General features: G+C 63.1%; 18 protein-coding genes. 12 read left to right on the plus strand and 6 right to left on the minus strand.

Annotated elements, in window-relative coordinates; genetic code table 11:
- Positions 1 to 171 precede the first annotated feature (171 nt).
- The 3 genes from LB558_RS19420 to LB558_RS19430 all read right to left on the minus strand — a co-directional run bounded on the left by LB558_RS19420 (position 172) and on the right by LB558_RS19430 (position 6,092).
- Positions 172 to 963, minus strand: a complete 792-nt coding sequence (locus LB558_RS19420) for a TIGR02186 family protein (RefSeq protein ID WP_224699026.1) — start codon at positions 961 to 963, stop codon at positions 172 to 174.
- Positions 963 to 1,886, minus strand: coding sequence for a sulfite exporter TauE/SafE family protein (locus tag LB558_RS19425; protein WP_023811359.1), 924 nt, complete (start codon positions 1,884 to 1,886; stop codon positions 963 to 965). Before LB558_RS19425 ends, LB558_RS19420 begins: the two co-directional genes overlap by 1 nt.
- A gap of 192 nt (positions 1,887 to 2,078) precedes the next feature.
- Positions 2,079 to 6,092, minus strand: a complete 4,014-nt coding sequence (locus tag LB558_RS19430) for a peptidoglycan-binding protein (RefSeq protein ID WP_224699027.1) — start codon at positions 6,090 to 6,092, stop codon at positions 2,079 to 2,081.
- Positions 6,093 to 6,547: 455 nt separating this feature from the next.
- Here LB558_RS19430 and LB558_RS19435 point away from each other — a divergent pair, with 455 nt between their 5' ends.
- The 7 genes from LB558_RS19435 (at position 6,548) to LB558_RS19465 (ending at position 15,433) form a co-directional block, all read left to right on the plus strand.
- The gene (locus tag LB558_RS19435; RefSeq protein ID WP_224699089.1) at positions 6,548 to 7,006 is read left to right on the plus strand and encodes a MerR family transcriptional regulator; all 459 of its coding nucleotides are present in this window, start codon (positions 6,548 to 6,550) and stop codon (positions 7,004 to 7,006) included.
- A 275-nt stretch (positions 7,007 to 7,281) separates the two neighbouring features.
- Entirely contained in the window at positions 7,282 to 9,072 is a 1,791-nt protein-coding gene (locus LB558_RS19440) for an acyl-CoA dehydrogenase (RefSeq protein WP_224699028.1), read from the plus strand.
- Positions 9,073 to 9,193: 121 nt separating this feature from the next.
- Complete coding sequence (locus LB558_RS19445; protein WP_224699029.1) at positions 9,194 to 10,363, plus strand: acyl-CoA dehydrogenase family protein; 1,170 nt, start codon at positions 9,194 to 9,196, stop codon at positions 10,361 to 10,363.
- A gap of 33 nt (positions 10,364 to 10,396) precedes the next feature.
- Positions 10,397 to 11,605: an acetyl-CoA C-acetyltransferase gene (locus tag LB558_RS19450; RefSeq protein WP_224699030.1), complete on the plus strand. Its 1,209-nt coding sequence runs from the start codon at positions 10,397 to 10,399 to the stop codon at positions 11,603 to 11,605.
- Between the two features lie 14 nt (positions 11,606 to 11,619).
- Positions 11,620 to 13,839, plus strand: a complete 2,220-nt coding sequence (locus LB558_RS19455; RefSeq protein WP_224699031.1) for a 3-hydroxyacyl-CoA dehydrogenase NAD-binding domain-containing protein — start codon at positions 11,620 to 11,622, stop codon at positions 13,837 to 13,839.
- An 82-nt stretch (positions 13,840 to 13,921) separates the two neighbouring features.
- The gene (locus tag LB558_RS19460; protein WP_127256747.1) at positions 13,922 to 14,572 is read left to right on the plus strand and encodes a helix-turn-helix transcriptional regulator; all 651 of its coding nucleotides are present in this window, start codon (positions 13,922 to 13,924) and stop codon (positions 14,570 to 14,572) included.
- Positions 14,573 to 14,581: 9 nt separating this feature from the next.
- Entirely contained in the window at positions 14,582 to 15,433 is an 852-nt protein-coding gene (locus LB558_RS19465; protein WP_412033479.1) for a thermonuclease family protein, read from the plus strand.
- Here the strand turns inward: LB558_RS19465 and LB558_RS19470 are convergent.
- Positions 15,399 to 17,045 carry a lysine--tRNA ligase gene (locus LB558_RS19470; RefSeq protein ID WP_224699032.1) on the minus strand — a complete coding sequence of 549 codons (1,647 nt, stop codon included), beginning with the start codon at positions 17,043 to 17,045 and terminating at the stop codon, positions 15,399 to 15,401. The genes LB558_RS19465 and LB558_RS19470 overlap by 35 nt on opposite strands.
- A gap of 123 nt (positions 17,046 to 17,168) precedes the next feature.
- Between LB558_RS19470 and LB558_RS19475 the strand changes: the two genes are divergently transcribed.
- Positions 17,169 to 17,618: a tellurite resistance TerB family protein gene (locus LB558_RS19475; protein ID WP_224699033.1), complete on the plus strand. Its 450-nt coding sequence runs from the start codon at positions 17,169 to 17,171 to the stop codon at positions 17,616 to 17,618.
- Between the two features lie 61 nt (positions 17,619 to 17,679).
- Here LB558_RS19475 and LB558_RS19480 read toward each other — a convergent pair whose 3' ends face one another.
- A complete protein-coding gene (locus tag LB558_RS19480; RefSeq protein WP_224699034.1) occupies positions 17,680 to 18,528 on the minus strand; it encodes a transporter substrate-binding domain-containing protein in 849 nt (282 codons plus the stop codon).
- Positions 18,529 to 18,775: 247 nt separating this feature from the next.
- Here LB558_RS19480 and LB558_RS19485 point away from each other — a divergent pair, with 247 nt between their 5' ends.
- From LB558_RS19485 to LB558_RS19495, 3 genes are all read left to right on the plus strand, one after another.
- Positions 18,776 to 19,507, plus strand: coding sequence for a helix-turn-helix transcriptional regulator (locus LB558_RS19485; protein ID WP_224699035.1), 732 nt, complete (start codon positions 18,776 to 18,778; stop codon positions 19,505 to 19,507).
- Between the two features lie 96 nt (positions 19,508 to 19,603).
- Positions 19,604 to 20,242 (plus strand): acyl-homoserine-lactone synthase, encoded by a 639-nt coding sequence (locus LB558_RS19490; protein WP_224699036.1) that lies wholly within the window; start codon positions 19,604 to 19,606, stop codon positions 20,240 to 20,242.
- Between the two features lie 14 nt (positions 20,243 to 20,256).
- Complete coding sequence (locus LB558_RS19495; RefSeq protein ID WP_013533649.1) at positions 20,257 to 21,006, plus strand: enoyl-CoA hydratase-related protein; 750 nt, start codon at positions 20,257 to 20,259, stop codon at positions 21,004 to 21,006.
- 53 nt (positions 21,007 to 21,059) lie between these two features.
- On the opposite strand, the gene ppk2 is transcribed toward LB558_RS19495, so the two are convergent.
- A complete protein-coding gene (gene ppk2, locus LB558_RS19500) occupies positions 21,060 to 21,968 on the minus strand; it encodes a polyphosphate kinase 2 (protein ID WP_224699037.1) in 909 nt (302 codons plus the stop codon).
- A gap of 222 nt (positions 21,969 to 22,190) precedes the next feature.
- Between ppk2 and LB558_RS19505 the strand changes: the two genes are divergently transcribed.
- Positions 22,191 to 23,456, plus strand: a complete 1,266-nt coding sequence (locus LB558_RS19505) for an ATP-binding protein (RefSeq protein ID WP_224699038.1) — start codon at positions 22,191 to 22,193, stop codon at positions 23,454 to 23,456.
- The last annotated feature ends 96 nt before the right edge of the window (positions 23,457 to 23,552 follow it).

A 23,552-nucleotide genomic window follows, 5' to 3' on the forward strand; every position in this document is an offset into this window, starting at 1 on the left:
TGCCATTTGGCTGGGGAGCGCGGTCTACCGCATGCCCCGGTAAAGGGAAACCACTTTTCGGGAAAAGTTCTGAGTGCGTCGCGTTTGAGCGGATTCACGCGACGCACTTCAGGTCTTTGATTCGATGCATGTCGTTCTCCCAAAACCGGGGCCACTTTTGGGCGACATGCATTAATCCCGCCGGAAGATCAGCCTTCCGAGCCATCCTGTCAGCATGGCTAGCGATATCGCGAACACGCCATAGAGGAAGGAATAATTGTGCGCGACACGGAAGATCGACTGCTCGAAACCGGATTTGCGGATTTCGAGCTGGGCCGAGCTTTCCTTGATGAACAGGCCGCTCTTGAACAGGAACGCGCGGGCTTTATGGGTTCCAACTGGCACATTTGGCGCCAGCCTCACTGTGGCGCGGAAAAGGTTCTGCGACAGGAATTGCACGCCGCCGACATTCTCGCTGTAGAGGCCGGTCGCCGACTTGCGCTCCCGCAGTGCCGCCGTGAACTCCTGGATCGTCGCCGGGCTGTCACCGGCATCGGCGGGCTGCATGTAGAGGTTGGAGGCGCCGAGCGACAGCTGCTTGTAGCTGTTGGGTTCGGTGATGTCCTGCAGCGGCCGCGTCGTCGCCACCGAATAGGAGACCGGCACGTTTTCGAAGGTCTCGGAGTCCAGATTGACCCAGACGCCGAGCACCCTGTCCTTGCGGCGCACCACGACCGGTTTGGGCGGACCTTCGAGCACTACGATGACGTCGTAACGGCCCTGGCGCGCGACGAGTGGATCCGGGTTTTCCAGCGAACCGAAAATGGTCAGGTCGGCCCCGGAAAAGCCGGCGGTGATCGAGACGTTGTCGGTGGAGAGCCCGATCTGGATGCCTTCGGTCAGCGGGACCTGTGCCTTCGCCGGCACGGCGGCCGCAAGCAGCGACAGGACAATGGCGGTTGCGAATGTGTTGCGAGCCCTCATCAGTTGAGGCCTGCGGCAGACAGCGAATAGAGGTTGGGCGGGGTGACGAAAAGATCGATCGCCAATCGTATAGCCACCGCCAGCACCAGCAGCGCCAGCAAGGCCCTGAGCTGCTCGCCGCGCAGCCTCTGGCCTGCCTTGGCGCCGTACTGCGCGCCGGCGACGCCGCCCGCCATCAGCAGGAAGGCCAGCACGACATCGACCGTCTGGTTGGTGGTGGCGTGGACCAGCGTCGTATAGGCGGAGGTGAAGATGATCTGGAACAGCGAGGTGCCGATGACGACGTTGGTCGGCACTTTCAGCAGATAGATCAGTGCCGGCACCATGATGAAGCCGCCGCCGACGCCCATGATCGACGACAGGAAGCCGATGCCGGCGCCAAGGCCAAGTACGGGGATGACGCTGACAAACAGTTTTGACGCCCTGAAGCGCATCTTCAGCGGCAAGCGGTGGATCCAGTTGTGCTGGCCGGATTTCTTCAGCACCGGCGCCGCACCGCTGCGCGTGGCGCGCAGCGCATTGACGCTTTCGACCAGCATCAGCCCGCCGACGGTGCCGAGCAGCACGACGTAGAGCAACGAGATGAACAGGTCGAGCTGGCCGAGCCTGCGCAGGAAGGCGAAGACGTAGATGCCGCCCGTGGAACCGACAATGCCGCCGGCCAGCAACACCCCGCCGAGCTTGAAGTCGAGGGTCCCTCGCTTCATGTGCGAAAGGACGCCGGAGACGGAGGAGGCAATGACCTGGTTGGCGCCAGTGGCGACAGCGATCGCCGGGGGGATGTTGTAGAAGATCAACAGCGGCGTAATGAGGAAGCCGCCGCCAACGCCGAACATGCCCGACAGGAAACCCACCGCCGCGCCCATGGCCAGCAGCACGAAGATATTGACGGAAATTTCCGCGATCGGGAGATAGATGCCCACCCGTCAGTCTCGATCAGTTCTGCCTGTCGGCGAATGCAACCGTTGCGGGCACCTTGGACCGACAAGCCAATTCGTTCTTGCGCCGGAGGTGCTGCGAAGTCAAACCGCGCTACGCCGCCGAAACAAAAAACATCTCAATCAGTTAACAGGCGAATGTGTGGCAAGGGCGTCGTGGAAACGACGCCTCTGCCGTTATTTGCGCGCCAGCAGCGCCTTGACCAGTTTTTCGTCGACTTCGCCGGTCGCCGGCATCTTGTTGTCGGTCTGGAAAGCCATGATCGCGGTCTTCGTCTTCTGGCCCATCTTGCCGTCGGCGCCGCCGGCGTCGTAGCCATTCTTGTTGAGAATGCGCTGGATGTTCTGGACGGCCTTCTTCATGTCGATGCTGGCGGTCGTCTGCGGTGTGCCGTCCTGCCAGGATTCGGGAATGTCGGCCGAATTGGCCGCCGCATCCAGCGGCTTGGCCTTCCACAGTTCGGTCGCGGCGCGGGCGCGTTCGAGCTGCTCGGGCCGCAGCGCATTGGCGATCTCGTCACGCTTGGCCGCCGCATCCTTGTCGCCGGTCTTGGCGACCAGCGCGAACCATTTGTAGGACTCTTCCAGGTTCTGCTTCATGCCGACGCCCTTGGCGGCGAGGATGCCGAGATTGAACTGGCTGTCCTTGACGCCGACATCGGCCGCCGCCTGGAACCAGTGCGCGGCCGATTCATTGTCGGTCACGCCGTCTGCCGCCATGGCGAACAGGACGGCCAGATTGTGCATGCCGCTGGCGTTGCCCTGTGCTGCGGCAAGCTGGTACCAGGTCTTCGCCTTCTTGATGTCGCGCGCGACGCCGATGCCCTTTTCGTAGAAATTTCCGATGCGGTATTCGGCCGGCGCGAAGCCGAGTTCGGCCGATTTCTCGTACCATTTGGCCGCTGCCGCCATGTCTTCCTTAACGCCGCGCGACTCGGCATAGCGCGAGCCGATTTCGAACAGCGCCTTGGCGTCGCCGCCGGCGGCGGCATCGCGCAAGGCGGCCGGGCCGGCATCAGCGGGAATGTCGAACTTTGCCGTCGTTGCCGGCGAAGCGTCCACCGGCGGAACCGCGCCCGTGGTGTCCTTGGCAGTGGCCGGCTCTGCCGCCATAGGCTGGATGCCGATGTCGGTATCGGCAGCTTCCGCGGCGACCGGAACGGTCGAGGCCGGCGCGGCCGAGGCTGTCGTCGTCTCGGACACCGCTGGGTTCGCATCGGCCGGTGTGGCCAAGGCGACGGGGGCGGGAACCGGTTCTGCGGTCGGCGCGACCCCCATCGACGGCTCGGCGCCTGGCGGCGTGGCAATCATGCTTTGCGCGGCCATGTCGTCCTTGGTTGCCGGTGCGGACGGCTCGGCCTGTCTGACGGCATGGTCCGGCGCGCTTTCCACTGCCGCGGGCTGCGCGTCCGTCCTTGGCTGGCTCGCGGCATCGAGCGAGGCGGTCTGCACCGGCTGCGACGCGACGATCGGCACGACATCGTTGCTCGCCACCTGGGCCGGATCGGCGAAGAAGGCCTTGCCCAGTTGGAGTGCGCCCAGCGCCAGCAGGATCGCGGTTGTCCCCATCAGGATCGGCTTGCGCCGTGCCTTGAGCAGGTCGCCGATCCGCAGCGCCTTCACTGGTCCAGTCACCGTCGACTGCCGCTTCAGCGCCTCGGCCTCGGCGGCCGCGGCCTGCGCCGCGCGCCGGGCAGCGGCGATGAAATCCGATTTCGCGGCGTCGGTGTCGCTGGGCTTGGCCGGCTGGCCGCGCTCGTCACGCACGCGCTTCATGATGGCATTGAGGTCGGGTGCGCCGGAGCCGGGCTCCAGCGGCCGGTTGGCCATTTTCGGATCGAGCGGCTCGTCGAGATCGACGCTCGGTATTGGGGCACTCGGCGCTGAGCCGGCCAGTAGCGGGATGTCCGCCTCCTTCTTGCCCTTGAAGGCGCGGGCCAGGCCGCCGAACAACGATTTGCGGCCGGCGGCCTGTTCGCCTTTCTCGGCGATCGTGTCCGAACCGAGCGCGGCCATGGCCGCCGCCGCGGCAGCCTCGGCCGGCGTGCGCGTGCCGATACCAATACCCAGGTCGCCACGCGCACCCGACTCGCTGCGCAGGATGGCGGTGGCGCGGCCATCGAGATCGGCCATGTCCCCAGTCAATGGCAGGGGCTGATCGATATCCATCGACGGCGCGTCGACGGCCATCTTGGGTCGGCGCACACCGCGCCAGCTGCTCGGCTCGGCCGGTGCCGCATCCAGCAATTCGCTCATCGCCTCGACCGGCTCGCTGCGTTCGAGCGAACCCAGCCGGTCGACGATCTTGAGCAACGTGTCGTGGATGGCCTCGAACGTTCTCGAATTGCGCTCGTCGGAGCGCCGCGTCAGCGTTTCAAGCGTCTTCAAATCCTGGGCGAGGCCGGAAACCGCGGTCGTATTGGCGCTCGAACCGGCCAGCGATTGCACTGCGTTCTCGGCCGCTTCGCGCGCCGCGCCAAGGATGGAATCGCGGGTTCCTGCGAGCGACTTTTCAATTTCGTTGAGACGCGGGCTGATGTCCTCGAATTCCGGCAGCGGGGTGCTGGGCTTGGAAAGATGAGCGGACAGGCCGGCAACCTGTGCTTCCAGGCTGCGGATCAGCGCCGGATCGATGCCGGCGACCTGTGCGGCCGACGCATCCAGCCGGCTTGAAATGTCTTCGAGCCGGCTCTCCAGGCCGCGGATCGCGGCTTCGCCCGCAGGATCGGGTACACGCGTTTCCATACGTTTGGCGAGCGCCGTAAAGCGGGCATCGATGGCTTCCATGATGCCGGCGCTATCGACCTGCGGCATGCGCTGGTCGAGCCTGTCGGCAACCTCGTCCAGTCTGCGCTCGAGATCGCGGAACAGCATGTTGCCCTGTTCGATGGCGTCACCCTGGCGGCGTTCCATCATGCTCGACAGCACGTCGAAGCGCTGCTCCAGCCCATGGAAGATGTAGTCGGCGTCAGGCATGGCGGGTGCCTGGTCGATCTTGTCGGCGATGAGTGCGATCTGCTTGGCAAGGCGCTCCATCGCCTGCTCCGGCAGATTGGCGCGGCCGGCGAGTTCGTCGACCCGGCCCGACAGCGTGCTCAACCGGTCCATGACCGCGTTGCCTGGACGATCCTGCGCCACTTCCTCGATCTGGCTGGCAAGCGAGTCGATGCGCCTCTCGATGCGCTCGAAAGCCTCGTGGTCGAATGAATTGGCTTGCGCCGCGACCGTCGATGCCACGATGGCGCGGGAAATCTCGTCCAGCCGCTCGTCGATCATGCCAAGCGTGTCGCTGCCGCGATTGTCTTGCTGGCTGGCGAAATGGTCGACAGCGCCGGCAAGCGTGCGCACCTTCTCTTCCAGCGAGCGCAGCGACAACGATTCCGGCAAATTGTTGACGGCATTGCTGATTTGCTCCAGCCGGGCGGTGAGAGCAGATAGGCCCGGGTCGTCCGAGCGCTTGCGCTGGTCGGCGTCGACGCGGTCTTCGAACGCCGTCCAGCGGCGGTCGAAATCGTCCCAGCGGCGGTCGACCTTCTGCACGCTCTCTTCGCGTGCCAGCGTTTCGAGTGCGGCTTTGACCTGTTCGAGCTCGAGCCGCAGCATGTTGACGCTTCTGTCGTCGCTCTTCTCGGCCAGGGTCTGGATGGCGCCCGAAAGCCGCTCGAACTCAAGGCCGAGTTCAGCGCTGCCCTTGGCCGACGCACCGGGCCTTGTGCCTGACTGGAAAGCCCGCTCGATGTCCTTGCGCAGCGCTTCGAATTCCCGCTGCAAACCTGCGGTCATCTGGTGGCGCAATTCCTCGCGCATGCCGCGCAATTCGCCGGCGATCTTGCCGACCATGGCAACGCCGTCCTCCTGACCGCGCACGCGATCGATATCGCGGGCAATGGCCTGGTAATTCTGCTCGAAAGCGGCGGCTCCCTGCATCGGGCTCTTCGGGCGCGGCGCGGGCTGCGGGTCCTCATACCAGCGCTGCTGGCCAGAGGGCCGGGCGGTGGGATAGCGCGCATCGGCACCATATTCACGGGGATCGGGTTGGCGGAGTTCGGGACGTGCCATCGGATCCTCGCGCGTCCGCTCCAGCCGCTGCTCCAGCGTCTCCAGCGACTGGTTCAACTGCTCGAGCGTGGTCTGCGGCCTGCGCTGCCTGCCGGCATTGAGTGTATCGAGATAGGACCGCTTGCTGTTCATCGGTGCGTCCGTCTTTCAGAATGGCTGGCTCGCGGCCAACTCCCCCAGGTCCCTATCGGAACGAAGGCGACCGGCGGCGATGCCGCGGCGGAAGACGAGCTTCCCGGGCTCTCGCCCGCGCTCCGAAAAACCGTGAAAAATTCGATACAAGATAACCACGGGTAGCCGACGCGCCCACATTTCCCCCAACGTGGTAAACAACGCGTTAACCAAACTTAAGAAATTGAAAGGATGTAAGCTGCCGGCCTGACGGTGCGGCATAAAGGGCGGCGCGCAGAACGCCCTTGCGTCATCATGCGGCAATCGGTATAGAATTGACGTAAACGTAAAAGGCGCATTGAGCGCATGTTTGCGATTTGTTTGTTGAAACCACGACTGGAAGCAGGCCCCCGCTTCCAGTCAGGCGACGCACGGTCCGGGACCGCGACGCCACCAGACGGGGAAAGCCAGTGACCATGAAGCTTAACTCGGCCGGGGAGACCGCGGCCAATACCAATATGTCTGCCGAAGCCTGCGAGGACCTCGTCCGCATCGGCGAGATGGCGAAGAAATATGGAGTGACGCTGCGCACGCTGCGTTTTTACGAAGACAAGGGCCTGCTCAACCCGCAGCGTGACGGTTCGACCCGTCTCTACACGCGCCGCGACAGGGCCCGCCTCAAGCTGATCCTGCTTGGCCGCAAGGTTGGATTCTCGCTGCGCGATGTCAAGCAGATGATGGATCTCTACGATCCGACCGGTTCAAACACCAAGCAGCTCAAGCTCGCGCTGGACAAGTCGGAAAAGCAGCTTGCCCGCCTGCAGAAGCAACGGGCGCTGATCGACGACGCCATCAACGAGCTGAGCGGCTCGATGTCGGCGGTACGCCAGATGCTGACCGAGCGTTCGGCGCCGCAGGCGAGCGCGGCTAACTAAGTCATCTGCCAATTGTCTGACGATCAAAGCCGCGTGGCCCTGCCGCGCGGCTTTTCGTTGTCTTGGCCCCACCCAAACAGGTTTTCAGCTCTGGCTTGCGCGACGTCGCGCCGCTACGCTCATTGCTCCAGTGGGTGGGGAATCTTGTCGAATCGAAAAAAATTGACGTTTACGCAAACGTCAATTTTTGCTATCCCGCTCCCAATATGGGTCCGCATGCCGCCCCTGGCTTGTCTTCGGGGCATTCGGACCGGGTTTGCAGGGTGGAGAAAAGCATGCCGACATACAGGGCTCCGGTCCAGGATACGCTGTTCGTGCTCAACGAGGTTTTGGGTTATCAGCGTTATTCGAACCTTCCCGGATTTGCCGACGCCACGCCCGATGTGCTCGAGGCGATCCTCGCCGAAGGCGCCAAGCTCGCCGAAAACGTCATGCATCCGCTGAACCGTGTCGGCGACATGGAAGGCTGTGTGCGTCACGACGATGGCTCGGTGACCACGCCGAAAGGCTTCAAGGAGGCCTTCGACCAGTACCGCGAGGGCGGCTGGATGGGATTGGCCGCACCCGTCGAGTTCGGCGGCCAGGGCCTGCCCTATGCCGTGCACACCGCCGTCGCCGAATATATGGTGTCGGCCAACATGTCCTTGATGATGTATCCGGGCCTGACGCAGGGTGCGATCGCCGCGATCATCACCCACGGCACCGACGAGCAGAAGGCAACATGGTTGCCGAGGATGATCGAGGGTGCCTGGACCGGCACCATGAACCTGACCGAGCCGCATTGCGGCACCGATCTCGGCCTGTTGCGGACCAAGGCGGTGCCGAACGGCGATGGCACCTATAAGATTTCAGGCCAGAAGATCTTCATCTCGGCCGGCGAACACGACATGTCGGACAACATCGTCCATCTGGTGCTGGCCCGCATCGAGGGTGCGCCGGAAGGCGTCAAGGGCATCTCGCTGTTCATCGTGCCGAAGCTCAAGCTCGACCCGTCGGGCAATCCAGGCGCCAGGAACACCGTCTCCTGCGGCTCGATCGAGGAGAAGATGGGCATCCATGGCAATTCGACCTGCGTCATGAACTATGACGAGGCTGAAGGCGCGCTGCTCGGCGAGCCCAATGGCGGCCTGAAGGCGATGTTCACGATGATGAACGAGGCGCGCCTCGGCGTCGGCCTGCAGGGGCTGTCGCTGTCGGAGATCGCCTATCAGAACGCTGTCGGCTACGCCAAGGACCGTTTGCAGGGCCGCTCCTTGTCGGGGCCGAAGGCGCCGGACAAGAAGGCCGACCCGATCATCGTCCATCCCGACATCCGCCGCAGCCTCATGACCATGAAAGCCTTCAACGAGGCCGGCCGCGCGCTGGCGCTGTGGACGGCGATCAAGTCCGACATCGCCCACCGCTCCGGTGACGACAAGGACCGCCAGGCCGCCGACGATTACACCGGCCTGATGACACCGGTGGTCAAGGGCGTGCTCACGGACAAAGGGTTCGACCACGCCGTCATGGCGCAGCAGGTGTTCGGCGGTCACGGTTATATCGAAGAGCACGGCATGAGCCAGTTCGTGCGCGATGCCCGCATCGCCATGATCTATGAAGGCGCCAACGGTATCCAGGCGCTCGACCTCGTCGGCCGCAAGCTTGGTTTGCATGGCGGCCGCGCCGTGCAGGCCTTCTTCAAGGAGGTCGGCGAATTCTGCGAGGAGAACCGCGCCAACGAGAAGATGGCGCCGTTCACCAAGGCGTTGAAGAAAGGTCTCAACGATTTGCAGGCGGCGACCATGTGGCTGGTGCAGAACGGCATGGCCAAGCCCGACAATGCCGGTGCGGCCTCGACCGACTACATGCATCTCTTCGGCCTGGTCGCTCTGGGCTATATGTGGGGGCAGATGGCCAAGGTGGCACTTGGCAAGACTGATGCCAATGGCGCTCAATCTTTCTACGACAACAAGGTCGTGACGGGGCGCTTCTTCATGGAGCGGATCATGCCGGAGACATCGGCGCATCTCGCCCGCATTTCGAGCGGCGCCGACACATTGATGGCACTGCCGGCGGAAGCGTTCTAAAGATGATCGGCGTCCCCCTCCCCCTCGAGGGGAGGGTGGCCCGAAGGGCCCGGGAGGGGTCGTTGCGGCAGTGCGCCGACTTCATTTCGATGATGCATTTCGGGAGGAGTATCATACCAGCATGACCAACCCAGCTGAAATCCTTGGCCTTCCGAAGCCCGCCTGGGCGGCGGATGAGGTCGGCATGCTCTACGACATGGCCCACCGCTTCATGTCGGAGGAGATCGCGCCGCGCTACGATGAGTTCGAGAAGAACGAGATGGTCGATCGCGAGAGCTGGCTGAAGGCCGGTTCCGCCGGCCTGCTCTGCGCCTCTATGCCGGAGGAGTATGGCGGCTCCGGCGGCACCTTCGCGCATGAGAGCGCCATCATCGAAGCCATCGGCCATGTCGGCGTCGACGGTTTCGGCATCGGCCTGCACAATTCGATCGTCGCCCCTTACATCCTCCACTACGGCTCTGAGGAGCAAAAGAAGAAATGGCTGCCGAAGCTGGCGACCGGCGAGCTGATCGGCGCCATCGCCATGACCGAGCCCGGCGCCGGCTCCGACCTGCAGGGCGTCAAGACGCGGGCGCAGAAGGATGGCAACCAGTACAAGATCAATGGTTCCAAGACCTTCATCACCAACGGCCAGCTTGCGAACTTCATCATCGTCGTCACCAAGACCGATCCGGAGAAGGGCGCCAAGGGCACTTCGTTGATCGTCGTCGAGACCGACGAGGTCGAAGGATTCCAGCGCGGCCGCAACCTCGACAAGATCGGCCTGAAGGCCAACGATACATCGGAGCTGTTCTTCAACGACATGCGCGTGCCAACCTCCAACCTGCTCGGCCACGAGGAAGGGCAGGGCTTCGTCCAATTGATGCAGCAACTGCCGCAGGAGCGACTGCAAATCGGCACCGGCGCCATTGCTATGATCGAGCGGGCGCTGGCGCTGACTATTCGTTACGTCAGGGAGCGCAAGGCGTTCGGCAAGGCGATCATCGATTTCCAGAACACCCAGTTCAAGCTGGCCGAACTCAAGACCGAGGCCACCATCGGCCGCGTCTTCTACAATGATTGCGTCACCCGCCACATCGCGGGCGGCCTCGATCCCGTGACCGCGTCGATGGCCAAGTACTGGCTCAGCGACCTGCAGGGAAAAGTCGTCGACGAATGCCTTCAACTGCATGGCGGCTATGGCTACATGAATGAATACCCGATCGCCCGCATGTTCCGTGACGCTCGCGTCCAGCGCATCTACGGCGGCACCAACGAGATCATGAAATTGCTGATCGGCCGCTCTCTCTGAGGGCGACGAACGGCAAACCCAAGGAGCAAGCAAATGGCTGAAGCTTATGTCTATGACGCTGTGCGCACACCGCGCGGCAAGGGCAAGAAGGATGGCTCGCTGCACGAAGTGCCGGCGGTGCGGCTTGCCGCCAAGACGCTTGAAGCGCTACGCGACCGCAATGGGCTCGATACCGGCACTGTCGACGACATCATCTTCGGCTGCGTCGATCCGGTCGGCGAAGCCGGTTCGGTCATTCCGCGCGCCGCCGCCTTCGAGGCCGGCTACGACACCAGGGCGCCCGGCATGCAGATCTCACGCTTCTGCGCTTCCGGGCTCGACGCCATCAATTTCGGTGCCGCCAAGATCGCGCAGGGCGCCGATGAGATCGTCATTGCCGGCGGCGTCGAGTCGATGTCGCGCGTCGGCATGGGCGCCTCCGGCGGTGCCTGGTTCATGGATCCTTCGGTAGGCCTGCCCGGCTGGTTCGTGCCGCAAGGCATCTCGGCCGACCTGATCGCCACCAAATATGGCTTCAGCAGAGACGACGTCGACGCCTATGCGGTCGAGAGCCAGAAGCGCGCCGCCAAATCCTGGGCCGATGGCCGCTTCAAGAAGTCCGTCATCCCGATCAAGGACCAGAACGGCCTGACCATCCTCGACCATGACGAGCATATGCGCCCGGCCACCGACATGCAGTCGTTGGCCTCGCTCAACCCGTCCTTCGTCATGCCCGGCGAAATGGGCGGCTTCGACGCGGTTGCCGTGCAGAAGCATCCCGAAGTGGAAGAGGTCAACCACGTCCATCATGCCGGCAATTCGTCCGGCATCGTCGATGGCGCCGCAGCCGTGCTGCTCGGTTCGAAGAAGGCCGGCAAGGCGATGGGGCTGAAGCCGCGCGCCCGCATCCGCACCTTCGCCAACATTGGCTCCGAGCCGGTGCTGATGCTGACCGGCCCGGTCGACGTGACCGAGAAGCTGTTGAAGCGCGCCAAGATGAAGCTCTCGGACATCGACCTGTTCGAGCTCAACGAAGCCTTCGCTTCGGTGGTGCTGCGCTACATGCAGGCTTTCGACATCGATCACGACAAGATCAACGTCAACGGCGGTGCCATCGCCATGGGTCATCCGCTCGGCGCCACCGGCGCGATGATCTTCGGCACGGTGCTGGACGAACTCGAGCGCCGCGATCTCAACACCGCTCTGGTGACGCTGTGCATCGGCGCCGGCATGGGCACCGCAACCATCATCGAACGCGTCTGACGGGGAGAGAAACGATGAGCTACACCAATTTCACCCTCGACATCGACGCCGACGGCATTGCGCTGGTCACCTGGGACATGCCTGGCCGCTCGATGAATGTCTTCACCGAAGAGGCGATGCGGGAATTGAACGCCATTGTCGACAAGGTGGCTGGTGACGCCGCAATCAAGGGCGCCGTGATCACCTCCGGCAAGGACACCTTCTCGGGCGGTGCAGACATCACCCTGCTGCAGAAGATGCTGATGACCTTCGCCGCGGAAAAGGGCAAGGACGCCGAAAAGGCGACCAGGGCGCTATTCGACAATGCCGGCATGATGACCGGCCTGTTTCGCAAGCTGGAAACTTGCGGAAAGCCGTGGGTGTCGGCGATCAACGGCACCTGCATGGGCGGCGCCTTCGAATTGTCGCTAGCCTGCCACGGCCGTGTCGCCGCCGATAGCGACAAGGTGAAGATGGCGCTTCCCGAAGTGAAGATCGGCATCTTCCCGGGCGCCGGCGGCACCCAGCGCGTGCCGCGGCTGACCGATCAGCAGCAGGCCCTGCAGATGCTGACTTCCGGCCAGACGCTGTCGCCGCAGAAGGCCAGGTCGATGGGCCTGATCCACGAGATCGCCGAGCCGGCCAAACTGGTCGAGACCGCCAAGGCGATGATCAGGAACGGCCTGAAAGCCATCCAGCCATGGGACGAGAAGGGTTTCAAGCTGCCCGGCGGCCAGATCTATTCGCCTGCGGGCTTCAATCTGTGGCCGCCGGCCATCGCCATCCTGCGCCGCGAGACCTACGGCAACTATCCGGCCGCCGCCGCGATCCTCAAATGCGTTTATGAAGGCCTGCTAGTGCCGTTCGACACCGGGCTCCGGATCGAACAGCGCTATTTCACCGAGATCATGCAGACCAGGGAAGCGGCGGCGATGATCCGCTCGCTGTTCGTGTCGCTGCAGGAACTGAACAAGGGCGCCCGCCGCCCGGCCGGCGTGCCCGAAACCAAATTCAAGAAGGTGGGCATTCTCGGCGCCGGCTTCATGGGCGCCGGCATCGCCTATGTCACCGCCAAGGCCGGCATTCCGGTGGTGCTGCTTGACCGTGATCTGGAGTCGGCGACCAAGGGCAAGGCGCATTCCGACAGCCTGATCTCGGATCAGGTCAAGAAGGGCCGCGCCAAGCCGGAGGACAAGGACAAACTGCTGTCGCTGATCACGCCGACGGCGGACTATGCCGACCTTGCCGGCTGCGATCTGGTGGTCGAGGCGGTGTTCGAGGATTCGGGCGTCAAGAAGAGCGCCACCGAACAGGCGGAAGCCGTGTTGAAGCCATCGGCGATCTTCGCGTCGAACACCTCCACCATCCCGATCTCGTCGCTGGCCAAGAATTCGGCGCGGCCGAAGAATTTCATCGGCATCCATTTCTTCTCGCCGGTCGACAAGATGATGCTGGTCGAGATCATTTTGGGCAAGAAGACCGGCGACAAGGCGCTGGCCACCGCGATCGACTTCGTTCGCGCCATCAAGAAGACGCCGATCGTCGTCAACGACACGCGCGGCTTCTACGTCAACCGTTGCGTGCTGCGCTACATGTCGGAAGCCTACAAGATGCTGATCGAAGGCGTTCCCGCGCCGATGATCGAGAATGCGGCGAAGGCAGCCGGCATGCCGGTCGGGCCCCTGGCGCTGACCGACGAGACGGCCATCGACCTTGCCCAGAAGATCATGAAGCAGACCACCAGGGATTTGGGCGACAAGGCAGTCGATCCCAAGCAGATGGCGCTGATCGACAGCATGGTCGACGATCACGGCCGCTTCGGCCGCAAGAACGGCAAGGGTTTTTATGATTACCCGGCAAAGCCCGCCAAGAAGAAGCTTTGGCCGGGCCTCAAGGAGCTCTATCCGCAGCTTGCGCCCGAGAAGGTCGATTATGAGGAGCTGCAGCAGCGGCTGCTGGCCACCATCGCGCTGGAAGCGGCCCGGGTGATGGAAGAAGGCATCGTCACCGACCCGCGCGAGGCCGATGTCGGCTCGATCCTCGCTTTCGGCTTCGCTCCCTACACCGGCGGTGCGCTGTCCTACATCGACGGCATCGGCGCCAAGGCGTTCGTCAAGATCGCCAGGAACCTGCAGAAGAAATACGGCGCCGAGTTCAAGGCGCCCAAGCTGCTGCTCGATATGGCCGAGAAGGATGAGAGTTTTTACCAGCGCTTCGATCCCTATGCGAAAGGCGAGGCCAGGAAAGCGGCGTGAGTAGGCCTTGCACTGTGGACAAGATGGTGGTCCGGGGTTAGAACGGGGAAGGTATTTTTTCCTGTTTGAAGGAGAGCAACACATGCTCTCGCATGACCGTGTCTGGGCCGCCATCGATGCTCTTGCCGAGCGCTATTCGCTTTCGGCATCGGGGCTGGCCAAGCGTGCGGGGCTCGATTCCACCGCATTCAACAAGTCGAAGCGCCTGTCGTCGGATGGCCGGCCGCGCTGGCCCTCGACCGAATCACTGGCAAAGATCATCGAGGCGACGGGCGCTTCGCTCGATGAATTCACCGGTTTGATTGAAGGTCGGGCCGGGGCCAGCCATGCCGCTTCGATTGCCCGCCGAAGCTCAGTGCCGCTGCTCGGCTTTGCCCAGGCCGGCGCCGGCGGCTTCTTCGACGATGCCGGCTTTCCAGCCGGGCAGGGCTGGGATCTGGTCGAACTGCCGGCGCAATCGACCGAGAGTTCCTATGCTTTGCAGGTGCAGGGCGATTCCATGCTGCCGCTCTACCGCAATGGCGACGTCCTTATCGTCGAACCGGGCGCCGTCACCCGCAAGGGCGATCGCGTCGTCGTCAAGACCACATCAGGCGAGGTGATGGCCAAGGTGCTCGAGCGCCAGACCGTCAGGTCGATTGCGCTGGTCTCGCTCAATCCCGATCATCCCGACCGCGATATTCCCATGCGCGATGTCGAATGGGTGGCGCGGATTGTCTGGGCAAGCCAATAGGTCAAGCTGGTGCGGCTTCTCCATCATGCGCTGGCGGTTCTGATGGTCCCTGTGATGGCGGCCATCGTCGTCGCTGGCGGTCGCACGTTGAAAGGAAGTGAAAGCGTCATTACGGTGGACCAGCTTGATCCGGACGCCGATGCGATGGCGCAGCAGGCTGCCGGGACGTCGCCCGAGGAGCCGGCCACCTCAGCCATTGCAGCTCCACAGCCACCGAAGCAGGCGCCGCATTCAAGGGCAATCGATCCTGAAATCGTCGCGCCGCCGGAACTGCCCGCCGACGGGCTTGAACGGGTTGAGCCGCGTGAGCCGCTGAGCAAGCTCGCGCTGGCTGTGCCGCCCAAGCCGAAAATGCCTGACGATTGGAACGGCACAAAGCTGTTCCAGCCGGTTGCGCCGGCCGCCGGCCTGATCGAGGCGAAGGGCTATTCGGTCGCGGTTTCCGGCATCGACATCGTCAGCCAGGACGAAACCTGCAGCGAGGACGGCAAGTCCTGGCCGTGCGGCGTCCGGGCGCGGACGGCGTTCCGCGCCTTCCTGCGCGGCCGCGCGGTGGTCTGCACGGTGCCGCCGCAGGGTGGCCGCGACCTGATCGCCGCCGAATGCCGGATCGGCAAGCAGGATGTCGGTCAGTGGCTGGTCGAAAATGGCTGGGCGCGCGCCGCCAAGGGCGGCCCCTATATCGAGGCCGGCGACAAGGCGCGCACAGCGAAGAAGGGCATTTTCGGATCGGCGCCCGATCTGTCCGGCATGCCGGCGATGCCGGCCGCGCCAGGCCCGGCGCCTCAGGCGCCGGGTTCGATCCTGGAAGAGGTCGATGGCGTGCTCAAGCCAGCTGACCAGCCAGCGCCCGCTCAATGAGCGCACGCGTCTCGGCAACGCCATAGAGTGCTGCGAACGAGCCGAAGCGCGGGCCGCGCTCCTGGCCGATCAGCACCTGGTAGATCATCTGGAAGAAGGCGCCCGATACGCCGGGGCCGCCTTCCGGGCTCTGCTTGGAATGATCCTGGTAGCGTTCGATTCTGCGCGCGACGTTGAGCGAGGCGTTCTGGATCGCTTCGCCGCTGGCGTCCGCCGGCAGCGCGCCAAGTGCTTCGTCGAGGGCTGCCAGCGCCTCGCGCTCGACCTCGTCGGCGGGCCGGAAGGTTTTCGTCGGCTTCACGAAATCGTCGAAATAGCGGATCGCATGGCCGACCAGCCGGTCGAGCTCGGGATGCGTCGCCGGCGTCACGCCTTGAGTATGGCGCGAGATGAAGCCCCACAGCACATCCTTGTTCTGCGCGTTGGAAGCGCTGACCAGATTGAGCAGCAGCGAGAACGGCACCGGCATGTCGATCGCGGGCGGGTTGCCGTCATGCATATGCCAGACCGGATTGCCCAGCCGTTCCTTCCAGTCCTGGCGGGGATAGGCGGCCAGGAACGTATAGTATTCGTCCACGGCCCGCGGGATGACGTCGAAATACAGCTTCTTGGCCTGCCGCGGCCGCTGGTACATGTAGAGCCCGAGGCTTTCGGTCGGCGCATAGGTCAGCCACTCGTCGATGGTCAGCCCGTTGCCCTTCGACTTCGAGATCTTCTGGCCGTTCTCGTCGAGGAACAGTTCGTAGACGAAATGCTCCGGCGCCCGTCCGCCCAGAATGTTGCAGATGCGGTCGTAGACCACGGCATTGGTCTGGTGATCCTTGCCGAACATTTCGAAATCGACGCCAAGCGCTGCCCAGCGCATGCCGAAATCCGGCTTCCACTGCAGCTTCACGCGGCCGCCGGTGATCGAAAGCGTGGTCTCGGTGCCCTCGTCGTCGAAGGTGATGGTGCCGGCCTTGGCGTCGACATGCTTCATCGGCACGTAAAGCACGCGGCCGCTCTTCGGCGAGATCGGCAGGAACGGGCTGTAGGTCGCCTGCCGCTCGGGCCCGAGCGTCGGCAGCATCACCGCCATGATCTGGTCATAGCGTTCGGCGGCGCGCTTGAGCATCGCGTCGAAACGGCCGGTCTTGTAGTATTGCGTCGCGCTGGCAAACTCGTAGTCGAAGCCGAACGTGTCGAGGAAGCGGCAAAGCATCGCGTTGTTGTGGTCGGCGAAGCTCGCATAGTCGCCGCCGAAGGGGTTGGGGACCGACGACAGCGGCTTGTGCAGATGCGGCTCGAGTGCGGCGCGGTCCGGTACGCTGTCGGGTATCTTGCGCATGCCGTCCATATCGTCGGAAAAGCACAGCAACTTGGTCGCGACCTTGTCCTGCGTCAGGACGCGGAAGGCATGGCGCACCATCGAGGTCCGCGCCACTTCGCCGAACGTGCCGATATGCGGCAGGCCGGACGGTCCGTAGCCGGTCTCGAACAGGACTGTTTGCGGGAAGTCGGCGCCTTTGTAGCGCTCGATGATCTTTTTGGCTTCTTCGAACGGCCATGCCTTGCTTTCGGTCGCGGCCGCCAGCAGCTCGGGGTTGAGATCGATGATGTTTGATCCCGCCATTTCACAGTTTTCCAAATCATTTGCCGGCCCGAAGGCGGGCCGCAGCAAGGGTTTTTCAACCGGTCTCTAGGCGTGCAGCGCCGGAGCGTCAACGCGTGCGGCGCTTTTTCCTTGCGGTGCAGAATGGGCGTTCCTAACTTCGAGGCCCGGTTCAAGGAGAAAAAATTGCCGACACCTCATGAGGCCCTGATCTATCTGATGGTCATCACCTCGGCCTCCGACCGCGATATGACCGATGTCGAACTGGCGCGCATCGGCGAGGTCGTCCGCTCCTGGCCGGTGTTCGAGGACTTCAACCACGAAAGGCTGGTCGGCGTCGCCCAAGCCTGCCAGAAGCGCCTGCACGAAAAGGACGGCTTGGAAGGCGTGCTGGCTGAAGTCGCCGAGGCCTTGCCCGAGCGCCTGCGCGACACCGCCTATGCCGCCGCGTTCGAGGTTGCCGCCGTAGACCTCGAAATGCGCATGGAAGAAGTGCGGGTGCTGCAGCTGATCCGTCGTCAGCTCGATCTCGACACGCTGACGGTCGCTGCCATCGGCCGCGCGGCCAAGGCGCGGCTGCGCACGCTGACCTGAAAGTCCTTGGCCGGGCGCTGTTGAGATGCATCTCAGGCCGGCAAAGTTGACCGGAACCGGATCAAAAAAAGCTGACCGGGAAATAGCGCAGATAAAATTCGGCGAACGTGCCTTTCATCGAAATCTCCTGCAGCGCGTAATCGATCGCGGCGGCCAGCGCCGGATTGTCCGCTTTGGTGGCGACGGCCATGCCAGTGCCCAGATATTCGGGCGCCAGATAGGGCCCGCCGGCAAAGCGGCAGCAGCCCGCCGCATCCGAGCCGCCCAGCCAGAAAGCCAGGCGCATGCCGTCGCCGAAGGCGGCGTCGACCTTGCCGGCCTTGAGATCGTTGTAAAGGTCTTCCGGCCTGTCGAAAGGGATGACCTGAACCGTGTTGAAATAGTCGCGCAGCATGCGCTCATGCGCCGAGCCTGATATCACGCCGACACGCTTGCCGTGCAATTTGTCAAAGACCGGTTCGGTCAGCGCCTTGCTCTTCGGCATGATGAAGCGCGCCGGAAACTGCAGATAGGAGCGCGAGAAGGCATAGGTCGCGCGCGATTCCGGTGTTGCGGCGATGCCGGCGATGATCGCCTCGCCTTCGCCTTTCCGCAGTGCGCCTTCCAGTTCGGCCCAGGGCAAGGCCTGGATCTGGCATTTTTCGACGATGCCGAGCTCGGCGCAGATGGCGCGCGCCAGATCGATGTGGAAGCCGGACAGCTTTCCCGAGCCGTCGAGGAAATTGAACGGCGGGAAATCCGTGGTGGTCAGGAATCTCAGCCGGGGCAGCGCCGAAAGGTCTGGCTTGGGCAGCCGCTCCTTGGCATCCCACAGAACTGGAACCTGAGGCGGCGCGGCGCGCGCACCGTCGGCGAACGACAGCAACCCGATCAGCATCGCAAGGGCGAAGAACCTCCACCGGAACGCCAAGATAAAACTCCGCCACAGCCGTGCTCGCACCGGTTTTGGTACGAAAATGGTACAGGCACAATGGTTTTTGATTTCAACACGCCGATTTCAGGATATGATTTAGCCGGTTTGCAAATCAGCTTCGGTCGCCTCGGTGAGAGGGAGCCAAAATAAGTATGCGATTTGCAATCCGTGGTCGGTGGCGAAGTGTAAATCAGGCACGCATCATTGGCCGCAATGCACGAGGCAACATGGGGTTGATGTTGCGATGGGTCAGTTCGATCGCACGCTGGAATATATAGACCAACTGCAGCACGCCGCAACGGCGACAGCGGTCTGCGAAAGGCTGCTGGGCATAACATCGGATTTCGGTCTCACCGCACTGATGGCGGGAACCGTACCGCAGCCAGGCACGCCGGCCGGCCAGCAAAAGCAGCATGTGCTTCTGTGCGATTGGCCTGGCGAGTGGCTGGAGCGCTATGTCGCTCGCAACTATGTCGACCATGACCCGGTCGTCAGCCACATGAAACAATTGCAGGCGCCCTTCCAGTGGCACGAGGCGTCGCAGGGTATCCGCATAGACAAGAGCAGCGGCGAGGTGATGGGCGATGCCGGCGCCTTCAAGCTGCGCGATGGGTTGGCCTTTCCGTTGATCACGCTCGACGGCCAGATCGTCATGGTGTCGCTGGGCGGCGAGGCCGTGGAATTGTCCGCAGCCGAATTCGGCCAGGTGTCGCTGGTGTCGACCTACGCGGTTGGCCGTGCCATGCAACTCCACACCATGGCGAACAGGACCATCGATCATATCGTGCTGACGCCGCGCGAGCGCGAATGCCTGCAATGGGCCGCCGTCGGCAAGTCCGAATGGGAGATTTCGCAAATCCTCGGCATTTCCGAACACACCTCGGAGAAACATCTTCTTAACGCCAAAAGCAAACTAGGTGCCGTCAACAGGGTGCAGGCCGTCGCGGAAGCGATACGGCGCGGCTACATTAGTTAGGTCGGCCGTGCCGACCTAGAATTTTTGCCTACGCGATCACGCAATTTTCTCATCAAAGCACGGCCGTATCTTCCTCTGAACGCAGGAGACGGCGGAATGCTTTTTTCCCTTACAACCCAGGAATTGATGGAACGTCCCGACCTTTGGGAGGCCGTCCATCGTTTGCGCTACAAGATATTCGTCGAAGAGATGGGGTGGGATGACCTCAGGCGCCCCGACGGGCTCGAACTCGACCAGTTCGATCATGACGAGGCGGTTCATCAGATCGTCATCAGGGGCGGTGAAGTGGCGGGTTATCAGAGGATGTTGCCGACGACGCGGCCACATCTGCTGACCGAGGTCTTGACCGATCTTTCCGAAGGAACGCCGCCATCGGGTCCAAACATCTGGGAATTGACCCGCTACGCCGTGGCTCCCGGTTTTCGTGATGGCCGTCGCGGCGTTTCGACCGTCGGCACCGAACTGATTGCCGGTTTCGTCGAGTGGGGGCTGAAGCGCGGCGTCGACAAGGTGATCATCGAGTTCGAGCCGATGTGGGTGCTGCGCGCCTTGCAACTGCATTTCCTGGCGACCCCGCTGGGCTACCAGCGCACCTATGGCAACCAGCAGGTCGTTGCCACCTTGCTGACCTTCAACGAGCACACGCTCGATGTGGTGCGGTCGCGCCGCAATCACTTTGCTCCCGTGCTGGCCAGGGGATATCCCGACACGCTCGGGCAAAGGCGTGCGTCATGAGATCGGAGACAGTCATGAGCACACACCCGCAACCTGAACTTCGCAACCACACGCTGGTGGTCACCGTGTCGTCGAGTGACGGCCGGCCGGTGCTGGACAGGAGGGCCTACGAAAGCCTGGCAAGGACCTTCCATGAAGCCGCCGACAATGAGGAGGTTCGCGTCGTCGTGCTGCGCGGCCTGGCAGGCTGTTTCTGTCTGGGCGGCGACTTCTCCGAATTCCTCGACGCCACCAAGCACCAGAAACTGATCGCCGCCGTCACCGACCTGTTCCGCACGCTGGCGACGTTTCCAAAGCCCATCCTTGCCTGCGTCGATGGCGATGCCGTCGGTGTCGGCTGCACCATCCTGTTCCATTGCGACATGGTGATCGCGTCCGATGAGAGCACGTTCAGGGTGCCGTTCGTCGATTTCGGCCTGGTGCCGGATGCGGCGACCAGCATCCTTGCGCCGCAGAAGCTCGGCTACGCCGGTGCCTTCCGCTTCTTCTGCCTCGGCGACACGCTTCGCGCCGAAGATGCCAGGGCGCTCGGCCTGGTCGCGGAGATCGTGCCGGGTGGCACCGTCGAGGAGGCGGCCCTCGGTCGGGCGAGGCAGCTCGTCAAGAAGCCGGTCGCCGCCTTGCTGCAGACGCGCGGCCTGCTGAAGGGGAACACCGAGGCCCTCTGCGACCGCATCGATCAGGAGATTTCGCTTTTCCAGCAGGCGCTGCAGGACGACACCACGCTGCGGCGATTGCAGCGCATCGCCCGGCTCGCGGCCTGAGCGAAAGCATCAAGGAACGCGCCGCGCGGCCTTGGCCGCGCGGCGCGGAAGCGTCAATCCTGCTTGCCGAGGAATGACGGCCCTTCGCCGATGATCTTCTTGTCTTCCTTGCCGATGATTTCGAGATCGCGCCCCTCATAGGGCAGAGACGACAGGATGCGCCGCATGACCGCCAGCCGCGCGCGCCGCTTGTCATTGGCCCGTACGATGATCCACGGCGCGAATTCCTTGTGGGTGCGCTCGAACATTGTGTCGCGCACCTTGGTGTAGTCGTCCCACTTGGTGATGCCTGCAACATCGATGGGCGAAAACTTCCAGCTCTTCAGCGGGCTGTAGCGGCGATCGTGAAAGCGCTCGAGCTGGGTTTCCCGGCCAATGTTCAGCCAGAATTTGAAAAAGTGGATGCCCTCATTGGAGATCATTCGCTCGAAATGCGGCGTCTCCTCGAGAAACTGCTCGTGCTGCTGCGGCGTGCAGAAACCCATCACCGGCTCGACGCCGGCGCGGTTGTACCAGGAGCGGTCGAAGGTGACGAATTCCCCTGAAGTCGGGAAGTGGTCGACATAGCGCTGGTAGTACCATTGCCCAAGCTCGGTCGGGGTCGGCTTGGTCAGCGCCACGTTGCGTGCCGTGCGCGGATTGAGGTACTGGCGCACCACGAAGATCGTGCCGCCCTTGCCGGCAGCATCGCGACCCTCGAACAGCGCCATCACCCGTTTGCCGGTCGACTGCAGCCAGGCCTGCGCCTTGACCAGCTCGATCTGCAATTTCTCGAGCGTCTCGTCATACTCGTCGCTTTTCATCTTCTTGTCGTAGGGATAGCCACCGGCGGTCAGCTTGTTGTCCTCGACCCAGTCGGGAAGCACGGGATTTTCGATGTCGAACTCCCGCTCCTTGCCGCCGATCCTGATCTTCAGCGGCCCCGAAGTTGGCGCGGCGGGACTTTCCTTGGCTTTTTTCATCGAGACGAACCCTTTCCAGCTTCCGGACTCATGCTATGGGGAGCCACTACAGCGCCGCGCGTCCGTTTGGATGCGCAAAGGACGCTGTAGCACTTTAATTTGCGCATGATCCTTTCCGAAAATCGATTCCCGATTTTCGGGGTCATGCGGCAAGCGGTCCAGTGGAAGTTTTCCGCCACCGAGCGACCGGGTGCGAAGTCATAGGGTGCGGGCCTGCGGCAGATGACTGACCTGGACACTGAGCAGAAAGACACGGCGCAAACCATGGCCGCACGGCTGTGGAATAGCCGCTGGCTGCTTGCGGCCGGTATTGTTGCGGTTCTCGCTGTTTATGCCTCGGCCGGAATTTCAGCCTATGTCGTTCTCGCGGCGCTGCTGTTGCTGCTTGCAGCGGCTATACTGCCGACCGCCGGCGCGCGCCGATCCACCGGCGGCGGCGCTGCCATCGAGGCCATCGGCCTGCAGCGGCTCTCGGGTGAATATCTGGCCGCCGCCGTCGCCGATCCGCTGATCATCTTCGACCGGGCTGCCACCATCGTGCATGCCAACGCCGCGGCCTTCGCCGCTTTCGGCGGCATCGCGCCAGGCATGTCGCTGTCGCTGAAATTCCGGGCGCCGGAAATGCAGACCCTGCTGGATGGCGTGCTATCGGGCGATGTCGCCTCCGATGTCGTGGACTACATGGAGAAGCTGCCGGTCGAACGGGCTTACCGGGTGAGCGTGTCCTCGGTCGGTCACGCCACCGATCTCTATGTGCTGGTGTTCAAGGACCAGAGCGAAGCACGCAGGATCGATCGCATGCGCGCTGACTTCATCGCCAATGCCAGCCACGAACTGCGCACGCCGCTCGCCTCCATCGCCGGCTTTATCGAAACGCTGCGCGGACCAGCCCGCAACGACGCGGCGGCGCGCGACCAGTTTCTGCAGATCATGCAGAGCCAGACCGGTCGAATGGCGCGTCTGATCGACGATTTGTTGTCGCTGTCGCGGCTCGAGATGAAACCCTATCTGAAGCCGGGAACCGAGGTGGACCTGCGCCAGACCGTCGACAGCGTCATCGACTCGCTCGGACCGTTGGCCAGCGAAAACGCCGTTGCCATCGAGCGGCACTACGTCGATGGGCCGCTTCATGTGCCTGGCGATCGCGATGAGCTTTTCCAGGTTTTCGAGAACCTCCTGGAAAACGCCTGCAAATACGGGCAGTCGGGTGGGCGCGTGGTTGTATCCATAGCGCATAGCGATGCCGGATCAGAGCCGGGCATCGACGTGACGATCAGGGACTTTGGGCCTGGCATTCCCGAGGAGCACATTCCGCGCATTACCGAGCGCTTCTACCGCGTCGACGTCGAGACCAGCCGGACCCAGAAAGGCACCGGCCTCGGCCTGTCGATCGTCAAGCATATCCTGACGCGCCATAACGCCCGGCTTTCGATCAAGTCCGAAGTCGGCAACGGCGCGGCATTCTCGGTTCATTTGCCGACGCACTGATATCGCCCTAAATCGAGGGGACTGTTTCTTTTTTCTGTCATCCGGCTAGCGTATCAGCGGGGATTCGAGGAAACGACTCAAAATCAAAACACCCCG

The sequence above is a fragment of the Mesorhizobium sp. CO1-1-8 genome, assembly GCF_020164875.1.
GTDB lineage: Bacteria > Pseudomonadota > Alphaproteobacteria > Rhizobiales > Rhizobiaceae > Mesorhizobium.